Consider the following 14029-nt stretch of genomic DNA (forward strand, 5'->3'; position numbering starts at 1 on the left):
TGTCTGCCGCTCGCACTCCTGCGGCCTTTCATTCCCTCCCCCCCCGAATTATGAGAATCGTGGTCCACGACTACGCTGGTCATCCGTTTCAGACTTCGCTCAGCAGGGCTCTCGCAGCCCGCGGTCACGAAGTTGTGCATGCCTTTGCCAGCACCCTGCAAACCCCGCGCGGCGACCTCAAACGCCGTCCGGACGATCCACCGACGCTCGAGTTTCACGAGATCCCGATGGATCCCAACTACGTCCGCTACAAGTATTCCTTCGTCCGCCGCCGCAACATGGAGGTCCGCTATGGGCACGCCGCCGCCGACTTCATCCGCGAGTGGAAACCCGACGCCGTTCTTTCGGGCAATACCCCCACGGAAACTCAGGAGCCCATCACCCGCGCCACGGTCGAAATTGGCGGACGCTTCTACTACTGGGTCCAGGACTTCTACAGCCTCGCCGTGGACCGTTTGCTCCGCCAGAAGATCCCGCTCATCGGATCGCTGATCGGCAAATACTACCGGCATCTCGATGCGAAGCAGTTCCGACTCAGCAGCCGGATCGTCACCATCACCGAGGACTTCACACCGATTCTCGCCGACGAGTTCGGCATTTCTTCCGAGCAAATTGAAGTCGTTCCCAACTGGGCCGCCATCGAAGAAATCCCCACATGCGTCAAGGGCAATGAATGGGCGATCCGCCACGGCCTTCACAACCGCTTCGTTTTTCTCTACACCGGTACCATCGGCATGAAGCATAACCCGGCAATGCTGCTGGAGCTTGCCAAACGCTATCGCAATGACTCCAACGTCCGTGTCGTCATCACCTCCGAAGGGATCGGCGCCGAGTGGCTGAAGAAGGAAGCCGCCGATGCTGACCTCAAGAATCTACTAGTGCTCCCGTACCAACCCTATGACGAGCTGCCCAGTGTGATGGCGACCGGGGATGTCCTGATCGGCTTGCTCGAAGAAGATGCCGGTGTGTTTTCCGTTCCCTCGAAGACCCTCAGCTACCTCTGCGCCGGACGTCCGCTTCTGCTCGCCGTCCCACCCTCCAACCTCTGCGCCCGCTTCACCCTGGAAAATGGAGCAGGCCTGACGGTGGCACCCGGAGACCTCGACGGATTCCTCGCTGCTGCCGAGAATCTGCGCAGCTCGCCCGCCCTGCGCGAGAGCCTTTCAAAAAACGCGCGTCGCTACGCCGAAAACCATTTCCCCATTGATCGGACCGCTGAGAATTTCGAACGTATCCTCGCCATCTAATGCGCTGCCTCTGGATCACCCGCCAGGATCCGCGATCCGCCGACAGCGGTGACCTGATCTATTCCCTCGGCCTGCTGCGCTCGCTCGCCGCCACCGGGAGGGTCGATCTCACCGTGCTCACCCATCGCGGAAATGGCGATATCGAGGCTGCTGACGGCATCAAATGGGACATTCAGGGTGCGATCCCGCCCAAGAACCCCCTCAGTCTTCTTTCATCCCTGCCGAGCGACGCGCATCGACTGGGTAGTGCATCGATGCGCTCCGCCTTGAAGCGCCAACTCGCCAAAGGTCGCTTCGATCGTATCGTCATCGATCAGGCCGCATCCGCTTGGGCACTCGACGACCTGCCCGAACAGACCCCCGTGCTCTACGTCGCCCACAATCACGAGGCGATCGTCCGCAACGAGGTCGCCGCCAGCCGGGAAGGATCGTTCGCCTTCCAGCTCGCCCTGAAGCGTGACGCCTCCAACTACGCGAAGCTTGAACGCCGTCTCTGCAAGCGGGCCTCGATCATCTCCGCCATCACCCCGCGTGACGAATCTAACTTCCGACGCGAATTTGGCGACAAGACCTACGTTCAGCTAACACCCGGCTACGACGGCCCCATTCCCAGCGCTGATCTTCCCTTGATCACTTCCGAAACTCCGCGCCGCGTCGTACTTGCGGGAACTTTCGAATGGCTCGCAAAACGGCGGAACCTTGAAGCCTTTCTCGCCGCCGCCAACGCCCCCTTCCCGAAAGCCGGCATCGAGTTTCTGGTGGTAGGAAAAAGCGACCCGGACTACTTCGTCCAGCTCGCCAAAGAGTTTCCTTGGGCGAGATTTGAAGCCAATGTCCCATCGATGGAGCGCTATCTTCGCGATGCCAGGATCGGCCTGATCCCCGAGGCCCTCGGCGGCGGCTTCAAACTCAAGGCGCTCGACTACATCTTCCGCGGCCTGCCACTCGCCGCCCTCGAACCCGCTCTCAGTGGTCTCCCCTTGAAGCCGGGAATCGATGCCTTGGTTTCCGATACCACCGAAGGTCTCGTGAAAATCGTCAGTAACAAAATCGACGACCTCGGGTTTCTCAACCAAACAGCCGCCTCGTCGCTCGCCCACTGCCGCGATGCCTTCCACTGGAGCGCTCGTGGAAAGCGCCTCGCTGACGCCCTTTGCGCATGATCCTGAGCGACACCGAAGATCCAGTTCACGTTCCCCAGTCACCTCAGGTGATCTGGGTCGAACGCCTGCTCTGGGTTTTCATCATGTCCTTTGCGCTGGACTACCGCGCCAGCGACGCGCGTGCCGACAGTGGTGGAGCCGGGCTCGATCAACTGCTCTTCCTTTCTCTCGCCGCGTTTTCAACCCTCGGCATCCTCTACCTCGGTTGGCGCCACCTTCTGGTTCGGCCGGGTGCCTGGTTCATCGCCGGATGGGGGGCTTTCCTCGCCTTCATGGTGAGCAATGCCTTGCTTCAAGGCGTCGATATTGGCCGCTCTCTGCGCATTGTGCTTCCCCTCGGTCTCTGCTTTGCCGGGATCGTCAACGCGCACATCGCCGCCTGCATGGGACTTCGCCCCAGCCGCATTGTCGCACCCATACTCGTCGCCGCCTGCACCAATGTCGTCTGGCGGATCGTTCAGGGATTCCTCTTCAAGGGCGTGACGATGGAGACCGCCCGGGTCGAAGTCCAGAGCTCCGCGAACAACTGGATCGCCGCCTTCATTGGCTGTGGCCTGCTGCTCCGCTCCCGCTTCCATTGGACCATCCTGCTTGCCACCGGCGTGCTGTTTACCGGCATCATGATCACCATCACCCGCTCGCTGCTGCTACCGATCATGGCATCCGCGCTGGCCAGCACCTTCTGCTTCATGCTCGGCACCCGTTGGCGGGCCTTTCGCTTGGGCGATGCCCCTCGGCGCCTTTCTCCGGTGATTCTCGTAACGGTGTTCGCGGTCCTTGCGATTGGTGCCGTCGCCATCGTCCAACCACTTCTGATCGAACGTTGGAACGAGCGGCTTTTCCACCACTCCGCCGACCGCAACACAACGGCCGACATCTCCTGGCTGACCCGTGAAGCCGAGGCGGTGGCGATCTTCGAGATCCTCAACAAGGATCCGATCCACTACCTCTATGGCCATGGTATCGGAGCCTCTTACTATTGGGATCCCGATTACATGCCCGAGATCTATCTCGTCTACCCGGAAGACATGGTGCTCGGCGAAGATGTCTGGTTTGCCGGTCACTCGGTCTGGACCTACGCCCTCTTCTCGGGAGGCGTTGTCGCGTTCGTTGCCTACGTCGCCCTTTTCATCGGAAACATGGTTCTCAGCTTGCTTGCCGCGCGGGACAACGCCAGCCACCCGGGACCTGACTACTGGCTTGCTTTCCTTCCCTTCATCTCCGTCTGCTGCGTCCTCAGTCAATCCATCACCACCAATCCCTTTGATGAACGCCTTGCTTCCATCTTCATCGGACTCATGGTCGGCCTGCCACAGGCCTTCAATATCCGCGCTTCGTGGATCCACTCCAGTCACCAACCCGGACATGTCTGAAGTCAGCCAACTCAAGACGGTAGCCCTGATCAATCCCCTGTGGATCGGTCACCATCCGGTATTTTTCGGTCATTTCACCAGCTCCTTCCTGCGCGCCGGAGCCCGGGTCATTGGCCTCTGCAAGGACCCCGAAGCCGCCCGGCGGGAAATCGCCGCAGCCGTCGGTGACATGCCCGACTGGACGGAGAGGGTGTCACTCCATCGACTCCCAACAGGCGGACGCAGTTGGTTCGGCGGCCGTTTTGAAGGTGACCCTCTTCGCACCTTCGAGCGCTGGAGAAATGCGGGCCATGCTCTTGATGATGCGGAGTCCAGCACCGGCTGGAATGCGGACCTTGTCTTCTTTCCCTACATCGACTCCTACCTGCGATTTCTTCCGTTCGCTTCGGTTCCGGAGATTACAATCGGTCGGCCATGGAGCGGACTCTATCTGAGAAATCACCATCACCGTTCAGGCTCCGCCCCCGCATGCGGGCCGCTCACCATGCTTGCCAAGGGTGACGCGTTGCTGAAGAGCACACTTTGTCAGAGCATCGGCGTGCTGGACGAAAGGTTCATCGATGGCATGGAGGACTTCACCGGGAAATCGGTGATCGGTTACCCCGACGTCACCCAGACCTTCCTCCCCGACGAAGAACCCGAACTCACCCGGGTCATCCGCCAGAAGGCCGGCGACCGCAAGATCATCGGGCTCATCGGACTGGAAGCCCGGAAGGGAACACTCAACATGCTTCGTGTCGCCCTCAAGGCCCATGAACTACGACTTCCGTGGTACTTTGCCTTCGCCGGCATCTTTGATCGAGACGCCTATTCGGACAAGGACAGGGATTTCATCGAAGCCATCCTGAAGCGCATCGAAGGTGGTGAGATCGACAGCATTCATTTCGACCCCGAAGCCGAGCGCATTCCGACGGAAGCCGACTTCAACTCGCTCTTTTCATCCTTCGACATCGCCTGGGCGGCCTTCGAAGGCTTTCAAGGAAGCAGCGGCACGCTCAGCAAGGCGGCTGCATTCCATCTTCCCTGCATTGCCACCGCGGGCGAGTGCATCGGCCACCGCCTCGAGCACTTCCGCACCGGACTCACCATCCCTGAAGGCGATAGTGCCAAGGCCTTCGAGGCCATCGAGCACCTCCTTGCCGGAACCAACTGGGAGGGCAAGCCGCTCGACCCCGATTACGACGCCTTCAACGAAGCTCACAGCATCGAGCGCTTTGACCGAATCACCGCCGACTTGCTCAAAAACCGTTGATACGAAGAAGGAGCCTGTAACTTATGGGCGAAGAATCCAGCCAACAGATTCGGGAAATTTCATACGGCAACAGACTCTTAGGCAGTTCCCGAAAAGCTCGAAGATTCACTCAAAGAGCTCTTTCGAAAGCCCACTTTGACGGATCATCGACCGAAGAGTCCCGATGGGAATATCCTTTCTCGGATGAGGAACGATCACTGTGTGCCCGATGGTGTCCCGATACTTGGCGTGACTTCCCCGTTTCGATACAAAGTGGAAATCGTGTTCAGCGATGATGCGAATGAATTCGGTCGATGAGAGGCGCTTGGGCATCGTTCCCTGACCTCATGCAATGGACAACTCGCCGGAACTCACCTGACTGATCTTCGGAGTTGGCTCGTCGCTGTCTTCAAGGTAAAGCTCCACGGCTTCCTTGAGGTTTGCCAAGGCTTTCTGCTCGGTGCTGCCGAAGCTGGAGACATCGTAATCCAGACACTGAGCGACGAAGTCGTCATCCTCTCGGTGAAGGGTGTAGTGGATGGTCTTCATAAGGAAACCATGCCAAGAGCTTATCGATACCGCAAGGCGGGAGTTGGGCCCATCGAGGGTGGACACTACTACCCGGCCCCTCAGAGCCCTTGGAATGAATAGGCGGACAGGGTTGTCCGCGCTGCTCCTTACGCTTACCCAATCACCGCGTTCAGTGTCTCACTCGGACGCATCGCGGCCGAAGTCTTGGCGACGTCAGGTTGGTAGTAGCCACCGATATCGACCGGCTTGCCTTGGACGCCGATCAGTTCAGCTACGATCGCTTCTTCACCGGATGCCAACTGCCCGGCAATCGGGGCGAACTCCGCCTTGAGGTCGGCATCCTTGTCCTGCGCGGCAAGCGCCTCGGCCCAATAAAGCGCGAGATAAAAATGGGAACCGCGATTGTCGATGCCACCCAGTTTTCGAGTCGGTGACTTGTCGGTCAGCAGGAACTTGGTGGTCGCATCGTCAAGCGTGTCGGCAAGCACCTGCGCCTTGTCGTTGCCGTACTTTCCGGCGAGATGCTCGAGACTCACCACGAGCGCGAGGAACTCACCGAGCGAATCCCAACGAAGATAATTTTCTTCGACGAACTGCTGCACGTGTTTCGGAGCGGAGCCCCCGGCACCGGTTTCGAACAGACCGCCGCCATTCATCAGCGGCACGATCGAGAGCATCTTCGCGGAAGTGCCGACTTCGAGAATCGGGAAGAGATCGGTGAGGTAGTCGCGCAGCACGTTTCCGGTCACGGAAATGGTGTCTTCGCCGTTTTTCAGACGCTCGCAGGTGAAGGTTGCGGCCTCTTCCGGCGACATGATCAGAATTTCGAGACCATCGGTGTCGTGATCACCCAGGTACTGACCGACCTTCTTGATCAGTTCGGCATCGTGAGCCCGGTTTTCATCGAGCCAGAAAACCGCCGGAGTATTCGAAGCACGGGCACGGGTGACGGCGAGCTTCACCCAATCCTGAATCGGCGCATCCTTCGCCTGGCAGGCACGCCAGAGGTCGCCGGCCTCGACATCGTGTTCGAGCAAGGTCGCCCCGCTGCTGTCAACCACGCGGATGCTTCCTTTCCCCGGAGCTTGGAAAGTCTTGTCGTGCGAACCGTATTCCTCGGCTTTCTGAGCCATCAGACCGACGTTTGGTACGGTCCCCATCGTAGTTGGATCGAAAGCACCGTTCTCGCGGCAGAAATCGATCGTCGCCTGATAGACACCGGCGTAGGACGAGTCGGGAATCACCGCGAGGGTATCCTGACGTTTGCCATCGGCATCCCACATTTTCCCGGAATCGCGGATCATCGCCGGCATCGAAGCATCAATGATGATGTCGCTCGGAACATGAAGATTGGTGATGCCCTTGTCGGAGTTGACCATCGCCAGCGCCGGACCGTGCTCGTAGCAGGCCTTGATATCGGCCTCGATCGCCGCTTTCTTTTCGGCGGGAAGCTTGTCGAGTTTGGCAATCAGATCGCCGAAGCCATTGTTGAAATCAACGCCAAGCTGATCGATCTCCGCACCGTGTTTGGTCAGCAGGTCACGGAAGAAAACACGCACGCAGTGACCAAAAATAATCGGATCCGAGACCTTCATCATCGTTGCCTTCATGTGCAGCGAGAAGAGGACGCCCTCTTCCTTGGCACGGGCGATCTGCTCACCCAGAAAAGTAATGAGCGCCTGCTTGCGCATCACCGTCGCATCGAGGACCTCACCCTCAAGCAGAGGGGCGGCATCCTTGAGCGTCGTGACGGTTCCGTCTTCGGCGACAAACTCAATCTTGAAAGTCGTTGCCTCCCCGATGGTCACTGACTTTTCGTTCGAAGCGAAGTCGTCCTTGCCCATGGTTGCGACCTTCGTCTTCGAGTCCTTTGACCAGGCACCCATGCGGTGGGGATTTGCCTTGGCGTACTCCTTGACGGCCTTCGGCGCGCGACGATCGGAGTTTCCTTCGCGCAACACGGGGTTCACGGCGCTGCCCTTGACCTTGTCGTAGCGGGAGCGGATGTCCTTTTCTTCGTCGGTCGAAGGCTCATCCGGAAAATCGGGGAGCGCGTAGCCCTGCGACTGGAGCTCGACGATGCAGGCCTTGAGCTGGGGCACCGAGGCGGAAACGTTCGGCAACTTGATGATGTTCGCTTCAGGAGTCTTGGCGAGATCGCCCAGTTCGGAGAGCGCGTCGCCGATCCGCTGATCTTCCTTCAGGAATTCGGGGAACTGGGAAATGATCCTTCCAGCCAGGGAGATGTCGCGGGTTTCTACGGCGATGCCCGAGGACGAAGTGAATTTCCGGATGATCGGAAGCAGCGAATGAGTGGCGAGCGCGGGCGCTTCGTCGGTCTGGGTGTAGATGATGGTGGGAACCTGGGACATAATGGCAGCCGGACTGGTTGGGTCGGGCGAGCGTTTAGTGCACACGGCGTGCCGGGTCAAAGGATTTGCCCTCTGGGTAAGACAAGATTCACCGCTTCTCCCCAAGCCGCCGACGGCACCTGGCCGATCGGCTGTCCCGGCCCCGATCTACGGCCGCTTGAGGATCATCGTGCCTCGATCGCCCTTGGATTCGTAGGTCGCCTTGAAATTCTCAGCCGTCACTTTTCCCTGAACCGAGTAGGTCCCAAAGCCCGCCGGCAGCTCCATATTCGCGTCCAGCACCAGGTTGCCCTCGGCGTCAGGCACCGTCGCAACCGTATGGACGTAGTCGCCAAAATTCACCAAGCCCCACCCGGCTCGATAGCGGAAATCGTAGTGGCCTGGTTTCTCTTCGGTCGGATGGACGAGGCACCACAGCGGCCCCTGATGCCCGTTGACCTCGCTTTTCCACTCGCCGATCCACGGACCTTCAGGCGAAGTCGCGGGCTTCGGATAGGTCGCCGTCTCTTTGGCGAAGTCCCGGGCGTAGGTCCCCGGCATGCAAGAGGAGAAGGGCAAGGCGAGCAGCGGAATGAGGAGAAGACGGTGCATGGTTCTGATGGTCTCTACTGAAGATTCACTCAAGACCTGTCGTGAGTCCAACGCCGATCCGCGAAAAGAACTCCACTCGAAGACAGTGACCAGCCACCCGGCGGCAGCGATAGCGGCACCCTTGGCGGTGACTATTCCGCTCCCGGCAAGCTTTCCGCCTTCAAGCGAACCACCTCCATCCCCAGCGGGCTGCGCGGCCGCTCGCCATCGGCTCGGTAGAACACCACGATACTATGATGGCCGGGTGGCTGTTCGAGCGATCGGGAAACCAGCCGCTGCAAGGTGTTGCCCTGCGGCAGCCCGACCTGAAATCCCAAGGGCTTCCCGGGAGGCAAGGGACGTCTCAGGATTTTCAAGCGTGGCAGCGCGATCTTTTCCGAATCGTAGACCACCGCGACCGGGCCGGACGCAACATTGATCAAGCTGGCTTGCCCTGCCGGAAGCCGGGTCGACACGAGAAAAGAAGAAGGTTTCTCCCAGGTATTGTTCTCCGCCCCCCTCCACATGACGACGAGGAAGTCCCCGCTTTCAGGTCTCTGGATCCGATGCCAGGGCTCGCCGCCTGCTTCCGTGTCGGGCAGTCGCAGAACAAGCTGCCCAGCCCCTCCGGGCACGGTCACCGGCGCACTGATGTTCCCTATCCGGAGTCGCAAGAGACCACTTTCCTTCTCCGTCCCGTCCTTCGAAAGAGACATCACTGCCAGCGCCGACGGCGGCAGGCTCCCTGGAGGAGCGGGCAGTTGGTAGCGCACCCCATCACGAATTTCCTGACGAAACGGAGGCTCTTCTCCAACCGTCAGCAGACGCATCTGGCGTGGCGGTATCTTGGCAGGATTCGGCTCTTCTTCCGCACCAAGGCCAGGCAGACCGACTACCGCGGCTAAGAGAAAACATAGGAATCGCATGGGCACCAAACAATCAGACTTCGTCCGGGCGGAGCCAGCGGAATCCCGTGACGATGAAACGTCGACCGAAGTCACCCGCCTCACCCAGATCCGCGGAATTCAAGCCCGTCGCGTCCGGCTTCACCGGAATGGGAGTGCGCTGGACCACGGCCTCGCACCACGCGCGCGCCAGCACTTCGCCGGACGCGTTGGAAGTCTCGCCATAGGCACGGATGATGAAGCTATCGGATCGCGCGCTGAGGGCCGGTGCCAGCACTTGCAGCACATCACCCTGAGTCAGGAAACCCGGGGCACCCCACGCCTGACTCTCCGGCTTGAGGGTTTGCTCAAGCCGAGTGGCATCCCGGATGTTGTCGGGATGATCGTAATCCTCGAGCGGCTCCTGGTTGTTGATCGGATAGGCAGCGTTGAAGGACTCGTTGATGCCCGCCTTGTCGATCGCCGCTTGCAGGGCTCCCTTGCGGGAAAGCTCGTCCGTACCGAGACGCCGATTGACGAAGTCACTCATCGAAAGAAACGGACCGCGCAGCTTGACCTCCTCGACGATGGCGATGGCCAGCCTCTCGACTTCGCGATCATCGAGCATCCTGAATGATGTCCAAAGACCTCCCTGACCATCAGCGCCCACCCCGGCGTCCGGTCCAGCAACACGATCGAGCAGGCGCCCGAAAGGTGTTCCCTCGCCCCCAGCGGCACCACGGGTCGCCGCCAGCATCGCCTTCCACGCCTCGACACTCGTCGAGTTGATGTTGAAGGCACCGTCGACCGACAGGTGATAGGCCGCCCGATGGAAATCGTTGAGACGATCACCACTTGCCAGACCACGCGTGGAAGAAACCAAGCTCATGCGTCCGTTCGGGAGCGGATTGAGGGCAGGATCATCAGCAAATTTTCCTTTCGCCATGCGATCACCGCTGGAGACGAAGAAACGGTCCCAAAGGGCATGGTTCGCTTCGTAGGAAAGATCGTAAACCACGTGATCTTCTTCGGGGACGCCCTGCAGCATCGCGCGACCCGTCTTGGCCCAGTCATCCTTGCTGAGCGAGCGCTCGTCGTCAACGGACCAACCGATCACATCGGGATGGAAGCCTCCTTTCGCGTCCTCATCATCAGAACCGGAGGGTGGAATCGTGCGATTCGAGTTTTCCAAGCCGAGCCGGGGATCGATCAACGAGTTGCCGATCGCAAACGAAGGGTGCCAGACGAACTGGGAAATTTGGGCGTTCTGCAGTTGTCCGAGAGAAACGACTCCCGTCTCCTGGCGAGGCAGTTCGAACAAGACGTGGCTGCCTGAGCTTTCCTGCGGGAGCCCGAACGGATTGCCATGGTAGCGGCCGTCGCGAAAGACCGGTTCCTGACTTCCCCATCCAACGGCACTGTCCCCGAGATCTCTCGTGTACAAACCGAAGAACCAAGGTCCGCCACCTGATCCGCTACTTGGCAGCGTACCTCCAAGATTTTCCCAGGGTGAGCGGACGGAAAAAGCCGCTCTCGGGTTCCAGTTGGCGAAGAAGGCTTCTTGAAAAACCTGTTCCTGATCCGCGAGACCACCCGAGTTGAGGATATTTGACAGCGGCTCTTCAAACCAGCGCAGGCGAATGCCCTCGCGGGTCCGGGGATCTGGCTCCAGGGTCGGACTGGGGCTCGACTTGGACAATAGCTCAACATCCATCAAACGATCGTCGTCCCAGGCAATCCGCGGCTCCTTGCCGGCGCCATACTGGAGCGAGGCAGAAATGTACGATACTTGGGGTAGTTCGTCGAAACGATCAAAGGTGACCGGACCGCTTCCTTCCAGCTTCTTAACCACCACCCGCGTGTCGTCCGATTGATTCTCGACCCCATTGAAGTTATTCTTCCCGTCTCGGGCAATGCTACTCCAGATATAGATGGGCGCATGCCAGAAGCGGACAGGGCGCTTGTTTAGACCTCCACCGAGATCGGAAGCCGAGACATAATAGCTGCGCGAGGGGTCTGGAGCCACCTCACAGCTCAAGCGATTACTAGAAAGATCGTAAGAACCCGAATTGTAGACGCTGAGCCCATCATACTCGGCCGAACCCTCGGGCGAAAAAACGAGGCACTCGCCAGGACCGAAGCTTGTCGCCGGTACCATGAAGTAGTAGGAACCCATGTAGGGGTCATTGTAACCCGCCGAAGCCATCAACGGTGCCGCTTTGCCGGACTCCGCCTCATAGAACGAGGTGCTGCGCCCCCCTTCGAAGGAGATCCAGGGAGTCCGATCCTTCACCAGCCTCCCAAACCGATTGAAGTATTCGTTTTCCGTCCACATTTCCCAGCGTCCGTTTCCCTGAATCATGACCATCATGTCATCCGATCGCATCTCGACGTTGTAGGGATTCCAAAAAACCACCCGGGGATAGAGGTGATGCCTCATCTGATACTCCACCGGTGGCTCCTCGCTCAGAGGGTAGGTGCTGATCTGCACGAAATTGGACGCCTCGACCAAAACAGGATTGAGACTGGTTGTGGTATTTCCGATCAGTCGCACGGGGTTCTCATTGCATTGCGCGTAATCTTCGCTCTTACGCCCACCGTCCGCATCCGTGGCCGGCGCGCGGGCTGCGACTTCCCGGCCCGAGAAGGGGACGGCTTGCGTGACCCAATCCCTCAGCATCCCGAAACGGGGGCCGGCAAGTTGACGCCGGGTCACCAATCCGCCGCTGATCATCGACTCATCATCTCTCAGGCCCGGTCGATCGCCGAGACTGGAGATCTGGCCATCGCTCTCGAAGTAGGCGCTTAGATCGGACTTCAGTCCGCCATCGCGCACGTCCGTAAGAAGACCGCGAGACGAGGTGGTGAAATCGTGAAAGTGTTTCCGCGACCAATCCCGACTCCCAGCCCCGAGCAAGGCGACTGAATTGGGCGTCGCGAGCGAGCTTCTTTTGGCAGCCTCAAGCTCGATCCCCTTACCCATCAGCGCCGGTTCGGCATGCTGGGAAACCATCAATCGATAATGGCCTTCACCGGGCAGCAAAGGATCGACCTCCTCTTCGCCGTAGCGATCCGGAGTCGCCACGTTTGCCCGGACTCCAAGATCACCGGTCCACCAAGCCAGCCCGCCGCGTCGACCCTGCTGCTCATCGAGTTTCACCAGAGGCACCGTGACCATCGCCTCCGCGTCATCGACGGAGCCAGCCCCCACGAGTTCGACGCCCGCATCGCGGCCGAGCGGCACCGCCGGATCGCCCTCCCCACTCACCAACCACGAACGGACCTCTGACCTGGCATCCCAGCCTTCTTCATCGCGCCGATCAATCAAACTCCCGGTCTTCTCATCGCGGATCCAGTACGAGGAACCGTCGGCTGGCTGAGTCGACCACACTCCGGTCCAGTTCGGCGAGCCGGACTGATCCAGAATCCCCGCCGTGGCCGAGACGCGTTGATCCGGCCCCAGTTCGGCCTGGAGCTGCCCAATCGCGTGAATCAATGCCATGCGGGCATTCGCGCGGGCGGCCGCCAAATCCTGATCGGCCGTCGCTTTGCGCAATTCCACCGCCGACAGGCTCAAAAGGGCCACCACCACCAAAACCAGCAGCGACATCACCAGCATGCAAGCCAGCAAGGCAAAGCCACGCTGTTGCGTACGCGGAGAGCGCCTGACGGTTTCAGGGGGTTGCACGTGATATTTCTACACTGAAACGAGGAGAACGCGAGGCTTTTTGGATCACCCAACCCGTCAGGCCCTAGCCCTGCAGGATGCCTGTTTTTCCTCGATAAACCCGGCAGAACCCGCTCCTGGACTAGCGTATTGCCTTGAACGGGAGCGTCTGAAGCCAGCCCTCTGATACCGCACGGAATCCTCCGAAAATATTGACTTTCTCGCTGTTCTGAATGAAGGACAAGGGCTGCGAGCAGGTCTTGGATTCTGTCCCTGAAGGTTCGCGGCTTCGCAGCTTCATGACCGCTCGTTTCCCATTCAGGTTCCTCCTCGTTGGATTTCTCCCAGCCATCCTGCTCAACTCCTGTTCGCCATATCGGCACGAGCCGGTGAGGAAGGCGCAACCCGTCCTCTACGACTGGCGGGATGACCAGGGCCCGGGAGAAATTGAGATCCGGATCAGCCTTGCATCCCAACGCGCCTTCTACACGCGCGGCGATCGACCGATCGGATGGTCGTATGTGGCCACCGGGAAGGAAGGTCACCGAACACCGACAGGGACCTTCAAGATCACCGAAAAGATCGTCGATAAATATTCCAACGCCTACGGCTGGATCGAGGATGAGTTTGGCAATGTCGTCATCGGCGATGCCCAGCCAAGCACCCCTGTCCCCGAAGGCTGCGTCTACGTTCCCGCTCCAATGCCCTATTGGATGCGCCTCACGAATTGGGGCATTGGCATGCACGCGGGCATCATCCCCGAGCCAGGATTTCCCGCGTCACACGGCTGCATCCGCCTGCCCAAGACTCTCGCCCCAGTGCTTCACGATGCGGTCGACGTTGGCACGAAGGTCATCATCGAACCCTGAGCCGTTCCTCTTCTTACCCGGAACCCGCAGATAAATCCCATCGCACCAAGGTCCGATCCGTGCTAAAATCCCCTTGGAAGGACTCTAATTCTTCACCAAAGCGTTCTGCCTTTAACAAAAAA

Annotated in this window: 11 protein-coding genes; 5 read left to right on the top strand and 6 right to left on the bottom strand. The window is 59.6% G+C overall.

Annotated features, from left to right (window positions below; translation table 11 throughout):
* Positions 1-50 precede the first annotated feature (50 nt).
* From WBG04_RS20485 to WBG04_RS20500, 4 genes are read left to right on the top strand one after another with little or no spacing between them, the layout of a single operon-like run.
* Complete coding sequence (locus tag WBG04_RS20485; protein ID WP_424316587.1) at positions 51-1247, top strand: glycosyltransferase family 4 protein; 1197 nt, start codon at positions 51-53, stop codon at positions 1245-1247.
* Positions 1247-2410 (top strand): glycosyltransferase, encoded by a 1164-nt coding sequence (locus WBG04_RS20490; protein ID WP_424316588.1) that lies wholly within the window; start codon positions 1247-1249, stop codon positions 2408-2410. The genes WBG04_RS20485 and WBG04_RS20490 overlap by 1 nt, the downstream gene beginning before the upstream one ends.
* Positions 2407-3783, top strand: coding sequence for an O-antigen ligase family protein (locus WBG04_RS20495; RefSeq protein WP_424316589.1), 1377 nt, complete (start codon positions 2407-2409; stop codon positions 3781-3783). The genes WBG04_RS20490 and WBG04_RS20495 overlap by 4 nt, the downstream gene beginning before the upstream one ends.
* Positions 3776-5035 (top strand): hypothetical protein, encoded by a 1260-nt coding sequence (locus WBG04_RS20500; RefSeq protein ID WP_424316590.1) that lies wholly within the window; start codon positions 3776-3778, stop codon positions 5033-5035. The genes WBG04_RS20495 and WBG04_RS20500 overlap by 8 nt, the downstream gene beginning before the upstream one ends.
* 105 nt (positions 5036-5140) lie before the next feature.
* On the opposite strand, the gene WBG04_RS20505 is transcribed toward WBG04_RS20500, so the two are convergent.
* From WBG04_RS20505 to WBG04_RS20530, 6 genes are all read right to left on the bottom strand, one after another.
* Positions 5141-5347, bottom strand: a complete 207-nt coding sequence (locus WBG04_RS20505; RefSeq protein ID WP_424316591.1) for a type II toxin-antitoxin system HicA family toxin — start codon at positions 5345-5347, stop codon at positions 5141-5143.
* 12 nt (positions 5348-5359) lie between these two features.
* Positions 5360-5563, bottom strand: a complete 204-nt coding sequence (locus WBG04_RS20510; protein WP_424316592.1) for a type II toxin-antitoxin system HicB family antitoxin — start codon at positions 5561-5563, stop codon at positions 5360-5362.
* A gap of 134 nt (positions 5564-5697) precedes the next feature.
* Complete coding sequence (locus WBG04_RS20515; RefSeq protein WP_424316593.1) at positions 5698-7917, bottom strand: NADP-dependent isocitrate dehydrogenase; 2220 nt, start codon at positions 7915-7917, stop codon at positions 5698-5700.
* A 147-nt stretch (positions 7918-8064) separates the two neighbouring features.
* The gene (locus WBG04_RS20520; RefSeq protein WP_424316594.1) at positions 8065-8508 is read right to left on the bottom strand and encodes a hypothetical protein; all 444 of its coding nucleotides are present in this window, start codon (positions 8506-8508) and stop codon (positions 8065-8067) included.
* Between the two features lie 131 nt (positions 8509-8639).
* Positions 8640-9413, bottom strand: coding sequence for a hypothetical protein (locus tag WBG04_RS20525; RefSeq protein WP_424316595.1), 774 nt, complete (start codon positions 9411-9413; stop codon positions 8640-8642).
* Positions 9414-9426: 13 nt separating this feature from the next.
* A complete protein-coding gene (locus tag WBG04_RS20530) occupies positions 9427-13059 on the bottom strand; it encodes a hypothetical protein (protein ID WP_424316596.1) in 3633 nt (1210 codons plus the stop codon).
* Positions 13060-13337: 278 nt separating this feature from the next.
* Between WBG04_RS20530 and WBG04_RS20535 the strand changes: the two genes are divergently transcribed.
* Entirely contained in the window at positions 13338-13907 is a 570-nt protein-coding gene (locus WBG04_RS20535; protein WP_424316597.1) for a L,D-transpeptidase family protein, read from the top strand.
* Positions 13908-14029: the final 122 nt, after the last annotated feature.

Origin of the sequence: Haloferula sp. (assembly GCF_049672945.1) — a bacterium.
GTDB lineage: Bacteria > Verrucomicrobiota > Verrucomicrobiia > Verrucomicrobiales > Akkermansiaceae > Haloferula.